General features: G+C 32.6%; 21 protein-coding genes and 3 tRNA genes. 9 read left to right on the plus strand and 15 right to left on the minus strand.

What is annotated here, in order from left to right; genetic code table 11:
• Positions 1-138: 138 nt before the first annotated feature.
• The 3 genes from M4I21_RS16155 (at position 139) to M4I21_RS16165 (ending at position 1,752) form a co-directional block, all read left to right on the plus strand.
• On the plus strand, positions 139-510 hold the full coding sequence (locus M4I21_RS16155; RefSeq protein ID WP_249560267.1) for a transposase: 372 nt from the start codon (positions 139-141) through the stop codon (positions 508-510).
• Positions 510-1,283 carry an IS3 family transposase gene (locus M4I21_RS16160; RefSeq protein ID WP_349628900.1) on the plus strand — a complete coding sequence of 258 codons (774 nt, stop codon included), beginning with the start codon at positions 510-512 and terminating at the stop codon, positions 1,281-1,283. Before M4I21_RS16155 ends, M4I21_RS16160 begins: the two co-directional genes overlap by 1 nt.
• A 142-nt stretch (positions 1,284-1,425) precedes the next feature.
• On the plus strand, positions 1,426-1,752 hold the full coding sequence (locus M4I21_RS16165; RefSeq protein ID WP_249560268.1) for a hypothetical protein: 327 nt from the start codon (positions 1,426-1,428) through the stop codon (positions 1,750-1,752).
• 151 nt (positions 1,753-1,903) lie between these two features.
• Here M4I21_RS16165 and M4I21_RS16170 read toward each other — a convergent pair.
• Together M4I21_RS16170 and M4I21_RS16175 are read right to left on the minus strand one after the other, a co-directional pair.
• Positions 1,904-1,981: transfer RNA gene (locus M4I21_RS16170), tRNA-Pro, on the minus strand.
• A 70-nt stretch (positions 1,982-2,051) separates the two neighbouring features.
• A tRNA-Ser gene (locus M4I21_RS16175) sits at positions 2,052-2,140 on the minus strand.
• A gap of 395 nt (positions 2,141-2,535) precedes the next feature.
• Here M4I21_RS16175 and M4I21_RS16180 point away from each other — a divergent pair.
• Positions 2,536-2,609 (plus strand) — tRNA-Arg (locus tag M4I21_RS16180).
• 193 nt (positions 2,610-2,802) lie between these two features.
• Here M4I21_RS16180 and M4I21_RS16185 read toward each other — a convergent pair.
• The 4 genes from M4I21_RS16185 to nusB all read right to left on the minus strand — a co-directional run bounded on the left by M4I21_RS16185 (position 2,803) and on the right by nusB (position 5,468).
• Entirely contained in the window at positions 2,803-3,600 is a 798-nt protein-coding gene (locus tag M4I21_RS16185) for a TspO-related membrane protein (RefSeq protein WP_249560269.1), read from the minus strand.
• 88 nt (positions 3,601-3,688) lie between these two features.
• Complete coding sequence (gene yajC / locus M4I21_RS16190; protein ID WP_249560270.1) at positions 3,689-3,991, minus strand: preprotein translocase subunit YajC; 303 nt, start codon at positions 3,989-3,991, stop codon at positions 3,689-3,691.
• Between the two features lie 4 nt (positions 3,992-3,995).
• Entirely contained in the window at positions 3,996-4,475 is a 480-nt protein-coding gene (locus M4I21_RS16195; RefSeq protein ID WP_249560271.1) for a DUF1573 domain-containing protein, read from the minus strand.
• 45 nt (positions 4,476-4,520) lie between these two features.
• Positions 4,521-5,468, minus strand: a complete 948-nt coding sequence (nusB, locus tag M4I21_RS16200; protein WP_249560272.1) for a transcription antitermination factor NusB — start codon at positions 5,466-5,468, stop codon at positions 4,521-4,523.
• A gap of 170 nt (positions 5,469-5,638) precedes the next feature.
• Here nusB and M4I21_RS16205 point away from each other — a divergent pair, with 170 nt between their 5' ends.
• From M4I21_RS16205 to M4I21_RS16215, 3 genes are all read left to right on the plus strand, one after another.
• Positions 5,639-7,396 (plus strand): ABC transporter ATP-binding protein, encoded by a 1,758-nt coding sequence (locus M4I21_RS16205; RefSeq protein WP_249560273.1) that lies wholly within the window; start codon positions 5,639-5,641, stop codon positions 7,394-7,396.
• An 81-nt stretch (positions 7,397-7,477) separates the two neighbouring features.
• Positions 7,478-7,855 (plus strand): PUR family DNA/RNA-binding protein, encoded by a 378-nt coding sequence (locus M4I21_RS16210; RefSeq protein ID WP_249560274.1) that lies wholly within the window; start codon positions 7,478-7,480, stop codon positions 7,853-7,855.
• A gap of 74 nt (positions 7,856-7,929) precedes the next feature.
• Entirely contained in the window at positions 7,930-10,446 is a 2,517-nt protein-coding gene (locus M4I21_RS16215; RefSeq protein WP_249560275.1) for a M14 family metallopeptidase, read from the plus strand.
• 71 nt (positions 10,447-10,517) lie between these two features.
• On the opposite strand, the gene M4I21_RS16220 is transcribed toward M4I21_RS16215, so the two are convergent.
• The 6 genes from M4I21_RS16220 to M4I21_RS16240 form a co-directional block, all read right to left on the minus strand.
• Positions 10,518-10,856, minus strand: a complete 339-nt coding sequence (locus tag M4I21_RS16220) for a tRNA-binding protein (protein ID WP_249560276.1) — start codon at positions 10,854-10,856, stop codon at positions 10,518-10,520.
• A gap of 26 nt (positions 10,857-10,882) precedes the next feature.
• Positions 10,883-11,122: a DinB family protein gene (locus M4I21_RS18665; protein WP_349628896.1), complete on the minus strand. Its 240-nt coding sequence runs from the start codon at positions 11,120-11,122 to the stop codon at positions 10,883-10,885.
• A gap of 47 nt (positions 11,123-11,169) precedes the next feature.
• Complete coding sequence (locus tag M4I21_RS18670) at positions 11,170-11,430, minus strand: DinB family protein (protein ID WP_349628897.1); 261 nt, start codon at positions 11,428-11,430, stop codon at positions 11,170-11,172.
• Between the two features lie 382 nt (positions 11,431-11,812).
• Complete coding sequence (locus M4I21_RS16230; protein ID WP_249560277.1) at positions 11,813-12,748, minus strand: peptidylprolyl isomerase; 936 nt, start codon at positions 12,746-12,748, stop codon at positions 11,813-11,815.
• Between the two features lie 78 nt (positions 12,749-12,826).
• On the minus strand, positions 12,827-14,221 hold the full coding sequence (locus M4I21_RS16235; RefSeq protein ID WP_249560278.1) for a M28 family peptidase: 1,395 nt from the start codon (positions 14,219-14,221) through the stop codon (positions 12,827-12,829).
• Between the two features lies 1 nt (position 14,222).
• The gene (locus tag M4I21_RS16240) at positions 14,223-15,101 is read right to left on the minus strand and encodes a PPK2 family polyphosphate kinase (RefSeq protein WP_249560279.1); all 879 of its coding nucleotides are present in this window, start codon (positions 15,099-15,101) and stop codon (positions 14,223-14,225) included.
• A gap of 177 nt (positions 15,102-15,278) precedes the next feature.
• On the opposite strand from M4I21_RS16240, the gene M4I21_RS16245 reads away from it, so the two are divergent.
• On the plus strand, positions 15,279-15,926 hold the full coding sequence (locus M4I21_RS16245) for a hypothetical protein (protein WP_249560280.1): 648 nt from the start codon (positions 15,279-15,281) through the stop codon (positions 15,924-15,926).
• Here the strand turns inward: M4I21_RS16245 and M4I21_RS16250 are convergent.
• Both M4I21_RS16250 and M4I21_RS16255 read right to left on the minus strand, forming a co-directional pair.
• A complete protein-coding gene (locus tag M4I21_RS16250; protein WP_249560350.1) occupies positions 15,923-16,450 on the minus strand; it encodes an SRPBCC family protein in 528 nt (175 codons plus the stop codon). The genes M4I21_RS16245 and M4I21_RS16250 overlap by 4 nt on opposite strands.
• Before the next feature lie 83 nt (positions 16,451-16,533).
• Positions 16,534-17,190, minus strand: a complete 657-nt coding sequence (locus M4I21_RS16255) for a TrmH family RNA methyltransferase (protein WP_249560281.1) — start codon at positions 17,188-17,190, stop codon at positions 16,534-16,536.
• A 55-nt stretch (positions 17,191-17,245) separates the two neighbouring features.
• Between M4I21_RS16255 and M4I21_RS16260 the strand changes: the two genes are divergently transcribed.
• Positions 17,246-17,938: an SIR2 family NAD-dependent protein deacylase gene (locus M4I21_RS16260; RefSeq protein WP_249560282.1), complete on the plus strand. Its 693-nt coding sequence runs from the start codon at positions 17,246-17,248 to the stop codon at positions 17,936-17,938.
• Here M4I21_RS16260 and M4I21_RS16265 read toward each other — a convergent pair.
• Positions 17,901-18,374 carry a heme-binding domain-containing protein gene (locus M4I21_RS16265; RefSeq protein WP_249560283.1) on the minus strand — a complete coding sequence of 158 codons (474 nt, stop codon included), beginning with the start codon at positions 18,372-18,374 and terminating at the stop codon, positions 17,901-17,903. The genes M4I21_RS16260 and M4I21_RS16265 overlap by 38 nt on opposite strands.
• Positions 18,375-18,407: the final 33 nt, after the last annotated feature.

Raw genomic sequence — 18,407 nt, forward strand, 5'->3', positions numbered from 1 at the left:
CCTCGCGTGGCCGCGCGAAACTAAAGCTTATTATCTTACACTTTTTGTATCTTCGTTCTCAAGGCCGAACTGCGTTTAGCAGGGCGTTGACACACATTTTGACCCGTCCTGAAATAAGGCTACATAATTTTAAACATTATGTATAGAAATGACAAAGTAATTAGACGTTACAATGAACCTTTTAAATTAAAGATTTTAGCCGAACTTACAACCGGAAAACACACCAAGAGTGAACTTTGTAAACTCTACTCTATTGCTCCAACAACCGTAAATGTGTGGATTAAAAAGTACAATCGTAAAGACTTAATGAACACCAGAGTAAAAGTGGAAACTAAAGATGAAATATCTAGAATTAAAGCACTTCAAAAAGAGGTCGAACAACTTAAAAAACTTCTACTTAAAAAGGACTTGGATGCTATGGTACAGGATTGTTATCTTGAAGTAGCAGCTGAAGATCTTGGCTATAGATCAGTTAATGAACTAAAAAAAAAGCTAAGTATAAAGCCTTAATTAAAGCTAAACAGAGATCTAAGGGATTTGCTTCTTTAACAACTATAACCCATTGTTTTGGACTAAAACGTGATGCTTATTACAAGCATAAAGACAGAGCTGATAGAAGTTTAAGGCTAGAACAGCAGATTATAGATATCGCTAGAAAAAGACGCAAATCCCTTCCTAAAGAAGGCGTGAGAAAACTTGTAAAATCCTTAAATATGGACTTTACTAAAGCTAATATTAAAGTTGGTAGAGATACTTTATTTAATGTACTTAGAAAAAATCAAATGCTGACACTTATAAGGAAAACCAGTGCTAGAACTACGAACTCTTATCATCGTTTTTATAAATATAATAACATCATAAAAGACTTAGAAGTTACTAGAGCTAACCAAGTTTGGGTATCTGATATCACATACATTAGAACCATAAAGGGCTTTTGCTACCTGGCTTTAATAACAGATATGCATTCAAGGAAAATAGTTGGTTATGACGTTAGTGATAGCCTGGAACTAAAAGGATGTGTCAGAGCGCTTAATAAAGCCGTTTATCAAGCTAAGAAAATTAAAGGACTCATACATCACTCTGATAGAGGAATACAATATTGCAGCAACGTATACACTCAAATATTAAAAAGAAAAAAGATAGATATAAGTATGACCGAAGAAAATCATTGTTACGAAAATGCAATGGCAGAACGTGTAAATGGAATTTTAAAAGATGAATTTTATTTAGACCAAACCTTTGATAACGTGAGTCACGCTAAGAGAGCTGCAAAAAATGCGTAAAATCTCCCGAAGCCTCGGGATTAACCTGTAGCCATATTTCAGAACAAGACAAATACATATTAAAAACAGCCACCTAATCGCTTTAAAATAAAATATTTACTTACTTTTAATACTGTAATTTTTAATAACGCAAACAGCTATTATGGGCCTATTTAATCTATTTAGAAAAGAAAAAAAGGATAAACACAAAACTGAATTTAAATTCAGTGATGCAGAAAATAAAGCCATTTTTACGTGTAACCACGTGACCGATCTTAAAAGACCTATTTTATATGCATCACACGACAATGATGGAGATTGGCAGTTCTTGTGCGGACAGGATGAACACACTGAAGAAAATGCAAAAATTATTTCTTTAAAGAATGCTGTGGAATTAGATAGTACATTAAATCAGTTATTTGAAATGCCAATTGGAGTTGGTGCAGAACGTACTGCAGTTGGAGAAAAATGGAATCCGTTTAAACTTTAATTCTAAAGATAAATTTCTATTGTATAAAATTTTCAGTGTCTTCTATTCTAAAAACACTATTATACACAAAAAGCTTCCCTATATAAGAGAAGCTTTTTTAGCTTTAATAGTATAAAATAAAAAAGCCTCTCAGTTTCCTGAAAGGCTTTCTTGGTCGGGGTGGCAGGATTCGAACCTGCGACCTCCGCGTCCCAAACGCGGCGCGATAACCGGGCTACGCTACACCCCGAATAGTTATCTTCTTTAATTTCAATACTTGAGAAATTTTCTGTCCTCGCAATTTGCTTTGACAGCTATTGCGGAGAGACAGGGATTCGAACCCTGGGTAAGTGTTTCCACCTACGACGATTTAGCAAACCGTTCCTTTCGGCCACTCAGGCACCTCTCCAATACTCTTTAAAGAACTTACACAGTTTTTAATTGCGAGTGCAAATATATAACGATTAAGCATAGCTACCAAGTGTTTTTAAACTTTTTTTAATCTTTTTTTTGATATTTCTGGTAACGTGCTCATTATAAGTATTATTAGAATGAAACTTTTTTTAATTATTTTTTTACAGTCTACATTTTACTTTCAAAAGTTAACATACAACTTATAAGACTCCCCTTTTCTATAGTTTCATTTCCCTGATATATCTGTTCACTACATTATATATAAAGATCATTTTTTTACCGAATTAATGAAATAAAAAAAAACTAAAATTATTTTAAATTTTACTTGCATATTATAAATTGGTTATTGTATATTTGCAGCCCGAAAGACAGATATTATGTCTTTTAAATGGTCGCGTAGCTCAGCTGGATAGAGCATCTGCCTTCTAAGCAGACGGTCAAAGGTTCGAATCCTTTCGCGATCACAAAAAACCTTCAGTTAACGCTGAAGGTTTTTTTGTTTCTATATCTTTTCTACTCCTTAATGATAGCCAAACAAAAAGCCTTCTAAAGTTTAAAAAAGTATTGCATAACAACTAGGTGTACACATCAATACATTATGAAACAGATATTTACAAAAAAAAGCATCCTTGATTTAGTTAAACACCAAACATAAATTTACTTATTAAAATATTCCTTTAATTTTTCAACAGGTCCCGTTTTACGGTTTTTAAAGGCGTGTGCAAAGCTACTTAGTATTAATACTGCCGCAGCACTATAGGCAACGCAAACCAACGTCTCCTCTACTCCCTTGTTGGCTATGGCAATTGCAATTAGAGCCCAAGCACCTACAAGAGCAAACTCGCGCATATTTCTTTGCCAAGTAACAACTAAATTAATTACTACAGCTACTACAATCATCACTACTGCCCACACAACTGGTTCTAAACCAAAACCATCCCAATTAACTTTTACGAGATATGCAGATACATTAGCAATACTTGCTACAGCTACCCAACCACTATAAATTACAAATGGCCACCATAAAAAAGTAATTACAGAAATTGGAGCATCCCATAATTCCATTTTATTGTTCCACACTATTTTTAATAAAGAAAACAATAATAAGAATATAAAGATACAGGACAGTCCCGTATACCCATAAATCCAGCATACAACCCAACTACAATTGGCTATACATGAAACTACAAACCACCAACCTATTTTTAGCACAAATTGATTATCGCGTACTTTTACAAAAAGACTTCTTCCCTGATAAATAACATAAGAAAATACAAAAAGGTAAATTAATCCCCAGATTGAAAAAGCATAACCTGCAGGCGTAAATAACGATCGTAAACCACCTGAAACTTCCCCAATCGTTGTACCATTCATTTTACCTGTGTTAGACAGGTAATTCATAACCAATGTAGAAATAAATGCTACTCCGTTTGCAACTTGCAATACTTTTTTCATTTTTGCTTTTTTTATAAGATACAAAATCGACTACAAACAAAAAAGCATCGATTTTCATCGATGCTTTTTTAAATAGTAATTTATAGTACTACTTTTTTTCTGCTACTGGCTCATTCATTTTCTGACTCATTTCCATAGAAATAGCAGATCTAGAAAATTTAATTTTGCCAGACATCGTCTCAATTATACAAGACATATCTTTATCGTTTAGATCAAAAATTTTACCATGCATTCCGCTCTTGGTAATAACTTTATCTCCTTTTTTTAACTCTGTTGCAAATTTCTTTTCGTTCTTAGAACGTTTCATTTGCGGTCGTATCATAAAAAAATATGCTACTATAAATATACCTACCATTGGTAGAAAAGGGTACTGCTCTAATATTTGATCCATATTTTTACTTTGTCGGAATTAATGCTGTTGTTCCGTTTTTAGGGTTTACAAAAGCTTTTATGCGTAAAGTTTCTCTTCCTTTAGCTGTATTTGCTGTTACTGTTACTGCTTTGGCTATTTGATTTTGACCAGAACCGTTAAATTTAACTAACATTTCTCCAGATTCTCCTGGAGCAATTGCTTTGTTTTTTGGGTATTCTGGAATAGTACATCCACAAGTACTTTTTGCATCTGTAATAATTAAAGGTGCATTACCTGTATTTGTAAATGTAAAAACTGTTTGTTGTGGAGTTCCTTGTTCAATAGTACCAAAATCAAATTCAGTTCTATCAAAACTCATTTCTGGTAAGTTTTTAGCATTGCTATCTCTTTCAGCAGCGTTATCAACATTAGCCATAATTATTTTATTAGAAGCATTGTCTTTACAAGATGTAAACGACATAGCAAACACAGCTACTCCAAGCATTAAAATAATCTTTCTCATAGTTTTAAATTTTATTTTGTTTTACACAAAATTAATGAATATTTATTATAATAATCCTCTACCCATCTTTTTTAACTTTCCTTCACTTTTATACTCACGTACTAGCTTATCTAAAATACCGTTTATAAAGATGCTACTTTTTGGTGTAGAGTATTCTTTTGCTATTTCTAAGAACTCATTTATAGTAACCTTCTCTGGTATAGACGGAAAATTTAAAAGCTCACAAATTGCCATTTTTAGTAAAATACCATCTATGTCTGCAATACGGTCTTTGTCCCAATTAGGAGTTTTACCAACTATTTCTTTAACATATTCGGCATCATTTAACAATGTTTTGGTTAGCAATTGTTTTGCATAAACCATATCATCGTCTTCTTTTAAAAGCTCTGGCAAGAAAAAAGATTCTACCACATCTGACTTCGCTTTCTTTATTAACTTTAATACAAATGTATTTATAATAGGAATATCATCTATCCAAGTTAATTTATCGTCCTCAAAATAATCGTATATTTTTTCGTTAGGAGCAATTACAAATTTGTAAAGATTTGCTAACAAGTCTCTATCTTCTTCGTAGCTACTTGTATTGCTCGTCATATACGTTGTATAGTATTCACTCTCTACAACTTCTTTGTATATTAACTTAACATACTCTTCATTTAAATACCAATTGTTTAATTTTCGGCTAGACAATTCTTCGAGAAGTAATTTATTGTCTGCTATTTGTAACAATACCTTGTTGTTTACAAACTTTTTTCTGTCCGGATACGCATCAGAAACATTACCTAAATAACTTTTAGATGCAATTTCTGCTTGCTCTTCTGCTCTCTTTTGCAGTTCTACCAACAAACTTAACATTAGTAAGTATAATGTATACATACTATCTACACTGTATTTTAAAAACTTTACCTGTTTTTCTAGTGTATCATCTTGCGAATGAGTTAGGGCGTAAATACACTGCATTACTTTAACCCTGATATGCCTTCTTGTTAGCATTGAAAAAGAACTTTAATTTGTTAAAAATTATATTTTGCAAAAGTACTATTATATTTTTCAAATGTACCAATTGTAACAAGTTTTTATCTTATGATAATGATAACATAAGGTTATGGTTCAAAAACCTATCTTTGCTAACTTAGTACAACACCACTATCTTTATAACATAAATGAAAGAATTAAAACACATTAATAAGTACTTTAAAAAATACTGGCTTAAGCTTACAATTGGTATTATAATCACAGTTATTGCTCGCGTATTTTCTTTAGTAATGCCCCCTTATGTAAACAAATCTATAAACGTTGTAAAAGAGTTTATAACCCAGGATAATATAGATATATCTGTAGTTAAAAGCCACTTACTGGAATATATCCTTATTATTTTAGGTGCTGCCCTTTTATCTGGTTTTTTTACATTTTTAATGAGACAAACCATTATTAACGTATCTAGATATATAGAATACGATTTAAAAAATGAGGTTTACGACCATTACCAAAAATTAAGTTTAAACTTTTACAAAAAGAACAGAACTGGTGATTTAATGAACAGAATTAGCGAAGATGTTAGTCAGGTTAGAATGTATTGCGGCCCTGCCTTAATGTATGGTATGAACACGATTACGCTATTTGCCTGCATTATTCCCATAATGTATTCTAAAGCACCTTCATTAGCACTTTACACCTTAATACCTCTACCAATTTTATCTGTTTTAATTTATAACATTAGTAAGTTAATACACAAGCGTAGTACCATTGTACAGCAGTTTTTATCTAAACTATCTACGTTTGCGCAAGAATCTTTCTCAGGTATTTCTGTAATAAAAGCATATAGCATAGAAGATCGTACCAATGCAGAGCTTACCTCTTTAGCCAATGAAGGAAAAGAAAAAAGCATGGCTTTGGTAAAAATAAATGCTTGGTTTTTTCCACTAATGGTGCTTCTTATTGGTATAAGTAACATTATTGTTATTTATGTAGGAGGACAACAATATATAAGCGGCAAAATAGAAAGCATAGGACTTATAGCTGAGTTTATAATCTATGTAAATATGCTTACTTGGCCTGTTGCAATCGTTGGTTGGCTAACCTCTATTATACAAAGAGCAGAAGCATCACAAGCAAGAATTAACGAGTTTTTAAAAGAGAAACCAGAAATAGAAAATACGGTTACAACTCCTATGGATATTAAGGGTGAAATAGAGTTTAAAAATGTAAGCTTCACTTATGATGACACTAACATTACAGCTCTAAAAAACATATCTTTTTCTATAAAACAAGGAGAAACTGTTGCTATTATAGGTAAAACTGGTAGTGGAAAATCGACTATATTAGACCTTATTGCTAGATTATACGACGTTTCTTCTGGTGATATATTAATAGATGGCACCTCTATTAAAAAAGTAAACCTAGATTGTCTAAGACAAAACATAGGTGCTGTACCCCAAGATGCTTTCTTGTTTTCAGATTCTATAAAAGACAATATTAAATTTGGGAAAGAAGACGCTACCGATGAAGAAATAATTACAGTTGCTAAAAAAGCCGTTGTTCATAAAAATATTATGAACTTTAAAGAAAAGTACGACACTGTTTTAGGAGAAAGAGGAATTACACTAAGTGGCGGACAAAAGCAACGAGTTTCTATTGCTAGAGCACTACTTAAAGACCCTAATATTTACTTGTTCGACGATTGCCTTTCTGCCGTAGATACAGAAACTGAAGAACAAATACTTAACAACCTAAAATCTGCTTCTAAAAATAAAACTACACTAATAGTTAGCCACAGAGTCTCGTCTGCAAAAAATGCTGATAAAATCCTAATTCTGGACGATGGTAAAGTTGTTCAAGAGGGCACTCACAGTTCTTTATTCGCAGTAGAAGGCTATTATAAAGCTCTTTATAATAGTCAACTATCAGAGAAAGAAAGTTAGAAAAATGTTGTCAATTAGCTATTTTTTTTCCATTTTTGAGGAATACTATGATAACATTACACTAACGAGATAACTATAACAATGAGTGAAAAAGAACTAATGGATCAGGAAGAGATTTATTCAAAAGTACTAAGAGCCGGCAGACGGACTTATTTTTTTGATGTGAGGAGTACTAAGGCAGGAGACTATTATTTAACGGTTACTGAGAGTAAAAAATTTACACACGATGATGGATCTTTCCATTATAAAAAGCATAAAATTTACTTATACAAAGAAGATTTTACTCCTTTTAAAGAGCTTTTAAATGAAATGATGGACTACATTATTAATGAAAAAGGTGAAGAAGTAATTTCCGACAGACACCAAAAAGACTTCAAAAAAGAAGAACGTATTAATGGTGAAGAAGTAGAAGCTATTGCAACAAGTAGTTTTACAAACGTAAGCTTTGACGACATCTAGATAACAAAAAACATGTATCTTTAAGCGACTCTCAAAAAGAGTCGCTTTTTTTAGCTCTAAAAACGAACTCATCTATGAAAAAAAGACTGCTTTTATTAATTTTTGTCGTGTTTCAATATACCCAAGCTCAACAAAAATTAGATCTTAATTATTACCTACCACAAAACATTACGTACAACCAAGATATTCCAAAACCCATAGACGTTATAGGTCATGAGGTTGGCGAATGGCACGTATCTCATGACAAACTGCAATTCTACATGCAAACATTAGCAAAAGCTAGTGACAGAATCGCTATAGAAAACCGAGGAGAAACGTATGAGGGCAGACCTATATTATTGTTGACTATTACATCTCCTAAAAACTTGAAAAATATAGAAAACATAAGACAAACTCACCTTACAAACACAGATGGTAATGCAGATACTAGCAACCAACCTATAGTTGTATACCAAGGTTTTTCTATACACGGTAATGAACCAAGTGGTGCAAATGCTGGTTTAGCTTACGCGTACTATTTAGCAGCTGCACAAGGCCCTGAAATAGAAAACTTATTAGATAATATGGTTATTCTAATGGATCCTGCTTTTAATCCAGATGGAATTCAACGCTTTGCACATTGGGCGAATAGTAATAAAAGTAAAAATCTAAATCCAGATGGTAATGATAGAGAATATCATGAAACTTGGCCAAACGGACGTACAAATCATTATTGGTTTGATATGAACCGTGATTGGTTACCAGTACAATTACCAGAAAGCAAAGCAAGAATTAATACGTTTCATAAATGGCTGCCCAATATTCTAACAGACCATCATGAAATGGGCACAAACTCTACTTTCTTTTTTCAACCTGGAGAACCGACAAGAGTACATCCTTTAACCCCAAGTGTAAATCAAGAATTAACAGCAGAGATTGGCACATACCACGCCAAGGCTTTTGACAAAATAGGATCTTTATACTATTCTGAAGAAAATTATGATGATTACTATTATGGCAAAGGATCTACTTTTCCAGATGTTAATGGTAGTATTGGTATTTTGTTTGAGCAAGGTAGTTCTCGTGGCCACGTACAAGAAAGTGAAAACGGCGTACTTACCTTCCCTTTTACTATTAGAAATCAATTTACGGCAGCATTATCTACTATAGAAGCTGCATATAATATGAGATCTAAAATACTTGGATACCAACAACAGTTCTATAAAAATACAAAGGCAGAAGCCGCAAAAAGCAAAACAAAAGCTATCATTTTTGGCGATAGTAAAGATGCTGCTAAAACATGGCATTTAGCTGATATTTTACAAAGACACAAAATAAAATTTAACGAACTTAAAAGCGATGTTAGCTTAAACGGAAAAGAATACAAAAAAGGAGCTAGTTATGTTGTTCCTATGAACCAGAAAAACTATCAACTAATAAATGCTATGTTCGAGAAAAGAACAACGTTTACAGATAGTTTATTTTACGATATTTCTGCTTGGACGTTTCCTCTTGCTTTTAATTTGGACTATACCGAAACTACAAGTCTAACTAATGTAGGTGACGAAATTAAAGATTTACAACCATTACAGGGTGCTATAACTGGCGAAAGTAGTTATGCTTATTTATTTGAGTGGAATGAATACTACAGTCCAAAAGCTTTAAACACAATTTTAGAAGCTGGTATTAGAGCTAAAGTTGGCAAAAGCCCATTTAGTGTAGAAGGTAAAGACTATGATTATGGCACTATAATGGTTCCTGTGCAAAATCAGAAATATAACAAACAGGAGCTTCATCTATTTTTAGAAAATGTTGCTAAAGAAAATAACCTAAATATTACTGCTGTTGGTACTGGCTTAACTAAAGGTATAGATCTAGGTAGTAATGAATTTGATCCGTTAAAAAAACAGCAAGTAGCTCTTTTAGTGGGTAGCGGTGTAACGTATGCAGATGCAGGAGAAATTTGGCATTTGTTTGATCAGCGTTATAATATGAAAATTACAAAGCTAGATACCGATTATTTTTCTAGAGTAGATTTAAGTAGATATACCACTTTAATTGTGCCTAGTATTTATGGCAGTGCACTAGATAAAAGCTCTGTTGCTAAAATTAAAGAATGGGTAAAAGCTGGAGGAACTTTAATTGCATATAGAAACGCCGCATATTGGCTAAATTCTAATGAACTAATGAAAATTGATTTTAAAAAGGATTCATCACTAGTAGCCAAGAACATTCCTTTTGATAAGCGTAGAGATTTTAGAGGAGCACAAGTAACTGGTGGCGCTATTTTTGAAGCTAAATTAGACCGTTCTCATCCAATAAACTTTGGCTATAAAAATGATAAATTACCATTATTTAGAAATACCAATATTTATATAAACCCAGACAAAAACAGTTATAACAACCCTATACAGTATACTAGTAACCCATTATTAAGCGGTTATATTTCTAAGGAAAACCTAGATATATTAAAAAATAGTGTTCCGTTTAAAACGCAGAGTTACGGTAAAGGCCGTGTCATATTATTTACCGATAATACCAACTTTAGAGCCTTTTGGTTTGGCACAAATAAATTACTTATGAACGCTATTTACTTTAGCAAAATGATGTAATTTAAATTACATCAGCTTATAAAAAATCCCGAGTTTATAACTCGGGATTTTTTGTTTTATCACTTTTACCACTACCCTACTTTTAAACCGTTTTGAACTTGAGCTTCTGGATTTAATAAAATAACATCTTTACCATCTACAGCTCCCATTACCAAACATTCGCTCATAAAATTAGCGATCTGTTTTTTAGGAAAGTTTACAACAGCAATAATTTGCCTGTCTAGCAACTGGCCTTTACTGTAACGTAATGTTATTTGTGCAGATGTTTTTAAAACACCTATTTCTTCACCAAAATCTATCTGTAATTGATAAGCTGGGTTCCGTGCTTCTGGAAAATCTTCTACATTAATAATTGTACCTACACGCATATCTATTTTAGAAAAATCGTTCCAGGTAATTTGCTCCTTCATTTGTGTGTGTTTTTATTATTATTAATCTACAACCACCCTTCTATTTTACACAGGTTTTCTATATGCGCAAAATGATGATTGCTATGCCAAGCATACCTACCTATATTTTCTGCAACACTAACCGATGAGTTATCTGCTGGGTGTATAAATTCTAGTTGTAATTGTTCTACCGATAATGCATTTAATAAATACACCATTTTTGCATGTAAAGCGGTAATGTAATTTAGAGATAATACTATTGGCGCTGTAGTTGCATCTGTTAACATTGCCCAATCTTTCTCTTCATATGCTTTTATAATTGGTTTATTCTCTGTTAAAGACCATTTAAACCGTGTATAGCTGTGGTGGTGACTATCTCTGCTATATGATGAATAAGCTGCCTAACAGACCACCCTTCTGGCCTGTATGGTGTATTTAATTGTATATCACTTAAACCAACAACCAAATTTCCTAACTTTTTAGGAAAATCTTCTAAAACCAAAATCCAATTGTGTAGTTGTTCTTTAGAAATTTCTTTAGGACAAGAAAAATGACCAATAGGATATTTAAGCGTATCTAATGTATTATTTTTCATACTTACAGCTGTCTATTTTAGTACTTATAGTAGTCATTATCAACCATAAAAGTACATAAAATTATAATTTAATTAACTTTTAACGCAACCCTTTTAACATTATTGAGTCTAGTAGAAGTAGCACATATAATTAGTTTTTTTAGTTATATGCAGAAAAAGCGGTAGGGTTTTTGTTAACATAGTTGTTATATACCTATAACGTTTAAAGAAATAAATTAACCTGTAAAGATATGATCACTTTTTTCCTTATTTTATCTGTATTAATTGTTATAAATATTGTTCTATTAACTGTAAGTGTAAACGGTAGTTTTTTATCTAAACGAAAAAACCTCCCTTTAGAAAAGAGAGGTCTTAAAAATTATGCTTAGTATTTTAATAGTGCTTATTTAACACCCATTAATTCTACATCAAATATTAAAGATGCATTTGGAGGTATAACTCCACCTGCTCCAGCACTACCATATGCTAAGTTAGAAGGAATAACAAAACGAGCTTTGTCTCCTACTTCTAATAAAGCAATACCCTCATCCCAACCTGGAATTACTTGTCCTACTCCTAATTGAAAATCTATTGGTTCGTTTCTTTTGTAAGATGAATCAAAAACTTCACCACTTGTTAAAGAACCTTCATAGTGTACAGAAACAGTTTTACCGCTTTCTGCTTTAACACCACCAGTACCTTTTTGAATAACTTTGTAACGTAAACCAGATGCAGTTTCTTCAAAACCAGCAGCTAATTTTTCCATTTCATCAGCAGCACTAGCTTTTTCTTCAGCTAATCTTTTTTCTCTAGACCCTTCAAAAGTTCTAAATGCTTCAACTGCATTCCATTTTTCAGCTTCATCACCAACTCTAACTATTTCTAAACTCTCTAGAGTATCATCTTGTGCAATAGCATCTACAACATCTTGACCGCTTTCTACGTTCCCAAAAACTGTGTGCTTATTATCTAACCAAGGTGTAGCTATGTGAGTTATAAAGAACTGACTTCCGTTTGTTCCAGGACCAGCATTAGCCATAGATAATACTCCTGGACCAGAATGCGTTAAATCTGGATGAAATTCATCATCAAACTTATAACCAGCATCTCCTGTACCTGTTCCTAATGGACAACCACCTTGGATCATAAAATCTGGAATAACTCTATGAAATTTTAATCCGTTATAATATGGTGTTCCTTGTGGCTTTACAGAGTTTTCTAAATTTCCTTCAGCTAAAGCAACAAAGTTACCAACTGTACCTGGTGTTTTATCGTGAGTTAATTTTACTAAAATTTCTCCTTTAGTAGTATTGAATTTTGCGTAAATTCCGTCTTGCATATCGCTTTATTTTTTTTGAACCGCAAAGATAGTCATTGTTTTCTGTTGAAAAAAGTTTCGCAGTTTAAGAATTTGTTATTATCCTTTTATCTTTTTTGATGTTACAATACCGTATTTATCAAACAAATACACTAAGCTGGTCATAGTTGCGGCTCCTAATTCTAATTCTCTTTTATTTACGTGTTCAAAAGTATCATTAGCCGCATGATGATGATCAAAATAACGCTGAGAATCTGGACGTAAGCCAGCTAAAACCATATTATCTTTTTTAAGCGGACCAACATCTGCTCCACTACCTCCTTTTTCAAATAAATGAATTAAGTAAGGTTTAAACAAATTCCTCCAACTATCTACTTGTTCAAAATTATCATCAGAACAATCAAAAGAAAAACCTCTTGGCGAAAAACCACCAGCATCACTCTCTAGAGCAAATATGTGATTTTCATTTTTACTGTTTGCAACCTCAGCATATTTATTGCCACCACGTAAACCATTTTCTTCATTCATAAACAAAACAGCTCTAATAGTTCTCTTTGGCTTATAACCCGATGCTTTTATTAAACGTAATACATCCATACTTTGTACAACACCAGCACCATCATCATGAGAACCATCTCCTAAATCCCAAGAATCTAAATGTCCGCCTACTACAATAATTTCATTAGGGTATGTACTTCCTTTTATTTCTCCTATTACATTGTAAGACTGTACATCTTCTAATTGCTTGCAATTTTGCTTAAAAAAGAATTTTGTCTCTGAGTTTAATTTTAATGCTATAGACAGCAACTCGGCTCCGTTAGTACTAATTGCTGCTGCAGGTATTCTATTTTTCACAGGAGTATCTCCGTAACTCATAGAACCCGTATGTGGATAATCGTCTAAGCGTAAATTTACAGAACGTACTATTACACCAACTGCTCCATATTTACCCGCTTCTGCGGCACCAGAATAACGCTGATCTACACAACCACCGTAGGCTGTAAATGTTACAATATCTTTAGGATTCATAGGTCTATTAAAAAATACTATTTTACCTGAAATTTTATCTTTACCTAAAGTTTGTAATTCATCTATACCTTTTACTTCCACTACATTTGCTCTTAGACCTAAACCAGAAGTAGCCACCGAACCTCCTAACGCACAAATTGGCACACTTGTAGAAGTACCATCTTCAGATAAAATATTTGCATATTCCGCTATACCGCGCACCCATTTTGGCACCATTACAGGTTGTAGATACACACGATCTAACCCTAATTTATCCAATTCTTTTTTAGTGTAATTTACTGCTTGTTCTGCTTCTATAGACCCAGATAAACGCCCTCCTATTCTATTAGACAAATGATCTAACCAACCATAAGACATACCATCTGTTAATGATGCATCGTAAATAGCTCTAAGTTGTTTTTCGTCATCGGTTTGCGAGAAAACGGTTGCGCATATAAAAAGGAATACTAAGGTTAATTTCTTCATTCTATTCTGATTCTAGTTGAGTTTTATATAGTTCTAAATTTGCCTTTATCTTATCGTCTAATTCCGGCTCTTTAATATCTTTATACTTTTTTAATTCTTGTAGTAATATTGATGCTACAATTACTCGTGCTCCTTTTTTATTATCCGCTGGTACCACATACCAAGGAGCGTGCGTTTTAGAAGTTTTATTTATAGCATCTTCATAATACTCTTGGTAAGAGTCCCACAGTTTACGTTCTTTTAAGTCTCCTGGAGAAAATTTCCAGTTTTTTTCTTTAAGATCAAGTCTACGCAATAACCTTTGACGTTGCTCTTCTTTAGATAAATGCAAGTAAAACTTATAAATTAAAGTTCCGTTTTCTGCTATATGCTTTTCAAAATTATTTATTTGTTCAAATCTTTTAGCCCAGAAAGCATCATCTATATCTGCTACGCTATGTACACCTGGTATATGCTCGCCCATAATATATTCCGGATGCACACGTGTTACCAAAACATTCTCGTAATGGGTTCTATTAAAAACACCAAACTTACCTTTTGCAGGTAGCGCAATGTAGTGTCTCCACAAATAATCGTGTTTACGTTCTAGTTCTGTTGGCACTTTAAAACTATGCACAACTACACCACGAGCATTAAAATCTTTAAAAATTTCACGAATAAGACTATCCTTCCCCGAAGTATCCATTCCTTGCAAACAAATTAAAACACTGTATTTACCATGCGCATATAAAGTATCTTGAAAATCTCCTAACTCTTCCCTAATTTCCTCTAATTCCTTTTTTAATTTTTTATCAGATTCTCCAAAAGTTTCTACCGTTGGTTGGTTAGACAGTTTTAATTTTTCTGATGCCTTATATTTTTTTATATCTACGTTCCGCACTTGTGTAAGGTTTAGTTTTTTTAAGAGACTGAATATACCATATTTAATTGATGAATCCTTGTAAAATAACACATCATTAGGATTTTTCGTCCCTTTAACGATAATAAAAGGTTATCATTTTATTACGCATTATATTGCTATTGAATCTGTACTTAAGGGTGCCCCAAAACCTTAAAAATGATACATAAAACAAAAATATTATACCTACTAGCAACAGCACTTCTGTTGTGTTCTTTTGTTGTAAATACTACCTGTGATTTAGTTAAGTCTAATTTAGGTGTTGTGTTAAAGCAAACAAATAAAGCTGTACTAGCAAAGGACATAAATACAATTAAATACCACGCGTACAAAGCCATTAAAATAGTACAAAAACTAGAAAAGCAATTAGAAGATTGTAATTGTGATGATGCTACGCAAGATGTTAATCAAGGATTAAACCTATTAAAAGAGGTAACAAAAACAAATTCTTTTGAAACAGCTAAAGCATTAACAAAAGAAGCTGAAGATTGTATTAACTCTGGCATAATTGCTATTGCTAATTTTAGCAGAAAAAGTAAACTCATTTCTAAGTCTCCTAATAACGAGTTATATGCTGCTGTAGATAGTATTTTAATTCCGTTTGAAAAGTCTATGAAAAAAATGGTTGTAGATACAGAAAACTGTAAAGAAGCATATAAATTAGCGAAAGAGATTTATCATAAAAACGAGTTAAAACTTATGGATACGTCTTTAAGTGAATCTAAAAAATACTATCATTTAAGATCAAAAGAGATCGCAAAGCAAACTATAGCTAAATTAGAAGATTGCGCTACTAGAGCTAATTAATTGCGTTCTAGCTCATTTTTTAAGGCTAGTAAGCCTTCATCAAAATCTTTACCCACCACTTTATCCATATTCATGAAAAGCATCATAATACTCATCGGAAAAACATTTTTTCCTGAGAAGCCCCAAGTAATTTTAGTTTTGTTTTCTCCCGTATCGTACATCTTAAAATAACAATTGGAAATAGACTTAAATGGTTTAAAAAAACGCAATTCACCTTCTATATGTTCGCTTTCTAAAATATTAGTTATCTCTTGTTCGCCTTCCCCTACCTCCTTATTACCGTTCCAGTAACTAACAAAACCTACAGTACCATCTACACCTATATATTTACGAGCCATACTAGGATCTTTCTTTGCCCAGGGCGACCATATTTCTTGGTTCTTCACCAGTAACACATAATTAAAAACCTCTTTTCTTGGTTTAGAAATATCTATAGATCTAAATACGTTGTAGCTTTTGGGTGCAGCTAGTGCTAAAATTGCAACTAGTATCAATAGCCCTACGACTATGTAAATTGCTATCATCATTTGGTTTTTGGTTTTGATTGGTTCTTCAATGTACAAAAAAAAAGGATAACAAATTGTAAGTTTTAATGCCACATAACTGTCTAGTTTTCTTTATAATAACGCTCTAAAATCTCGTCAATACTCTTAATAGAATTTTTAGTCCACTCTAATCTAACTTCTAGTTTTTCGGCTTCTGTAAGTTGCCAATTCGTAGCCGATTTTTTTAGTCTTGCTGTTAGGCTTTGCAATAATATTGCTGCGGATACAGATATATTTAAGCTCTCGCTAAAACCTACCATAGGTATTTTTACAAATCCATCTGCTTTGTCTAGTACTTCTTGACTTAACCCACTTCTTTCTGTTCCAAAGAAGAGTGCTATTTTATCATCAATTACAAAATCATCTAACAAATAAGAATCTGTATGCGGAGATGTTGCTATAATTTTATAACCGTCTTTACGCAATGTATCTATACAATCTGTTGTTGTATTATATCTTGGGGTACTTACCCATTGCTGCGCACCCATTGCTATATTTTTATCTAAACGTTCACTGTATTTACTTTCTATTAAATGTGCTGTTTGTACACCAAAAGCATCACAACTTCTAACAACTGCACTCGTATTATGCATTTGAAAAACGTCTTCTACCGCTACTGTTATTTGGTTGGTTCTATCTTCTAAAATATCTAGAAAACGCTGTTTACGTTCGTCACTTATAATGTTTTCTAAATACGTTAATAGTTTAGTGTCTGTCATAAAGACCAATATAAAAAGAAAAGTTTAATTTTATAAAAAACTGAATATAATTAGAATGAAAAATATAGTATTATTAACTGGAGCCGGAATTAGTGCAGAAAGTGGTATTAAAACATTTAGAGACGCAGATGGTCTATGGGAAGGTCACAATGTTATGCAAGTAGCTTCTCCGCAAGGTTTTGCTGCAAATCCAACTCTTGTTTTAGATTTTTACAACCAAAGAAGAAAACAATTATTAAGTGTTACTCCTAATAAAGCACATGCAGCTATTACAGAATTACAAAAGCATTTTAATGTAACGGTAATTACCCAAAACGTAGATGATTTACACGAACGTGCAGGCAACAACAATGTATTGCATTTACACGGCGAACTTCTAAAAGCCCGTTGTACCAAAAAAGAATCTGATGTAACTGACTGGACAAAAGACTTAAACTTGGGAGATGTATCTAAAAACGGAAATCAATTAAGACCACATATTGTTTGGTTTGGAGAAGAAGTTCCTTTATTAGAAAAAGCTGCAAAAATAACTGAAACCGCAGATATCTTAATAATTATTGGCACCTCTATGCAAGTGTATCCGGCTGCTAGTTTAGTACATTATGTACCTAATGGCACTCCAATATACTTTATAGACCCTAAGCCAAGTATTAAAAAAACAGACTTTAATAACTTAACTATAATAAGCAAAACCGCAGTAAATGGGTTACCTACTCTTGTTTCATCTTTAATTGATACAATGCTCTAGTATCTTTTACCCAACTAATAACTGCTTCTTTTTGTGCTGTAGATAAATTTGCTTCACTATGTGTCCACGTATATTCGTCTAAAGGCATTTCGCCACTATCTATAGTTTCTATTACCTCTTCTAATTTATGATCTTTTTTCTTTAGAGAGTAATTTTTCCAGTCAGAAAAATTTAAATGTTTTTTACCATCTTTAACGTGATCTGCCAACCAATAAGATACAGGTGCTATGTTATTATACCAAGGATATGCTGTAGTATTACTATGGCAATCAAAACAACTTGCTGCTAGTATTTTTTGTACTTCTTTAGAGGGGTTTGTTTCTGTTAAAAACGCGGTTTTTAAATCGGTTTCTGCGCTATTCTGTTCTGGTCTATAAAATTGCATTGCAATTAAAACAACTAAAAGCGCTACTAGTATTTTTTTTAGTATTTTCATCCTGTTAAATTTACAATTGCAAAGTACAATTTT

Source organism: Cellulophaga sp. 20_2_10 (genome assembly GCF_023476645.1).
Lineage (GTDB): Bacteria > Bacteroidota > Bacteroidia > Flavobacteriales > Flavobacteriaceae > Cellulophaga.

Excerpts from the sequence above, each read along its gene's own strand:
- M4I21_RS16265 (WP_249560283.1), bottom strand. The coding sequence starts at position 18,374 with ATGAAAATACTAAAAAAAATACTAGTAGCGCTTTTAGTTGTTTTAATT.
- M4I21_RS16195 (WP_249560271.1), bottom strand. The coding sequence starts at position 4,475 with ATGAGAAAGATTATTTTAATGCTTGGAGTAGCTGTGTTTGCTATGTCG.
- M4I21_RS16260 (WP_249560282.1), top strand. The coding sequence starts at position 17,246 with ATGAAAAATATAGTATTATTAACTGGAGCCGGAATTAGTGCAGAAAGT.
- M4I21_RS16230 (WP_249560277.1), bottom strand. The coding sequence starts at position 12,748 with ATGCAAGACGGAATTTACGCAAAATTCAATACTACTAAAGGAGAAATT.
- M4I21_RS16220 (WP_249560276.1), bottom strand. The coding sequence starts at position 10,856 with ATGAAGGAGCAAATTACCTGGAACGATTTTTCTAAAATAGATATGCGT.
- M4I21_RS16250 (WP_249560350.1), bottom strand. The coding sequence starts at position 16,450 with ATGATAGCAATTTACATAGTCGTAGGGCTATTGATACTAGTTGCAATT.
- M4I21_RS16210 (WP_249560274.1), top strand. The coding sequence starts at position 7,478 with ATGAGTGAAAAAGAACTAATGGATCAGGAAGAGATTTATTCAAAAGTA.
- M4I21_RS18665 (WP_349628896.1), bottom strand. The coding sequence starts at position 11,122 with ATGTTAACAGATGCAACTACAGCGCCAATAGTATTATCTCTAAATTAC.
- nusB (WP_249560272.1), bottom strand. The coding sequence starts at position 5,468 with ATGCTAACAAGAAGGCATATCAGGGTTAAAGTAATGCAGTGTATTTAC.
- M4I21_RS16255 (WP_249560281.1), bottom strand. The coding sequence starts at position 17,190 with ATGACAGACACTAAACTATTAACGTATTTAGAAAACATTATAAGTGAC.
- M4I21_RS16205 (WP_249560273.1), top strand. The coding sequence starts at position 5,639 with ATGAAAGAATTAAAACACATTAATAAGTACTTTAAAAAATACTGGCTT.
- M4I21_RS16215 (WP_249560275.1), top strand. The coding sequence starts at position 7,930 with ATGAAAAAAAGACTGCTTTTATTAATTTTTGTCGTGTTTCAATATACC.
- yajC (WP_249560270.1), bottom strand. The coding sequence starts at position 3,991 with ATGGATCAAATATTAGAGCAGTACCCTTTTCTACCAATGGTAGGTATA.
- M4I21_RS18670 (WP_349628897.1), bottom strand. The coding sequence starts at position 11,430 with ATGAAAAATAATACATTAGATACGCTTAAATATCCTATTGGTCATTTT.
- M4I21_RS16185 (WP_249560269.1), bottom strand. The coding sequence starts at position 3,600 with ATGAAAAAAGTATTGCAAGTTGCAAACGGAGTAGCATTTATTTCTACA.
- M4I21_RS16155 (WP_249560267.1), top strand. The coding sequence starts at position 139 with ATGTATAGAAATGACAAAGTAATTAGACGTTACAATGAACCTTTTAAA.
- M4I21_RS16165 (WP_249560268.1), top strand. The coding sequence starts at position 1,426 with ATGGGCCTATTTAATCTATTTAGAAAAGAAAAAAAGGATAAACACAAA.
- M4I21_RS16235 (WP_249560278.1), bottom strand. The coding sequence starts at position 14,221 with ATGAAGAAATTAACCTTAGTATTCCTTTTTATATGCGCAACCGTTTTC.
- M4I21_RS16245 (WP_249560280.1), top strand. The coding sequence starts at position 15,279 with ATGATACATAAAACAAAAATATTATACCTACTAGCAACAGCACTTCTG.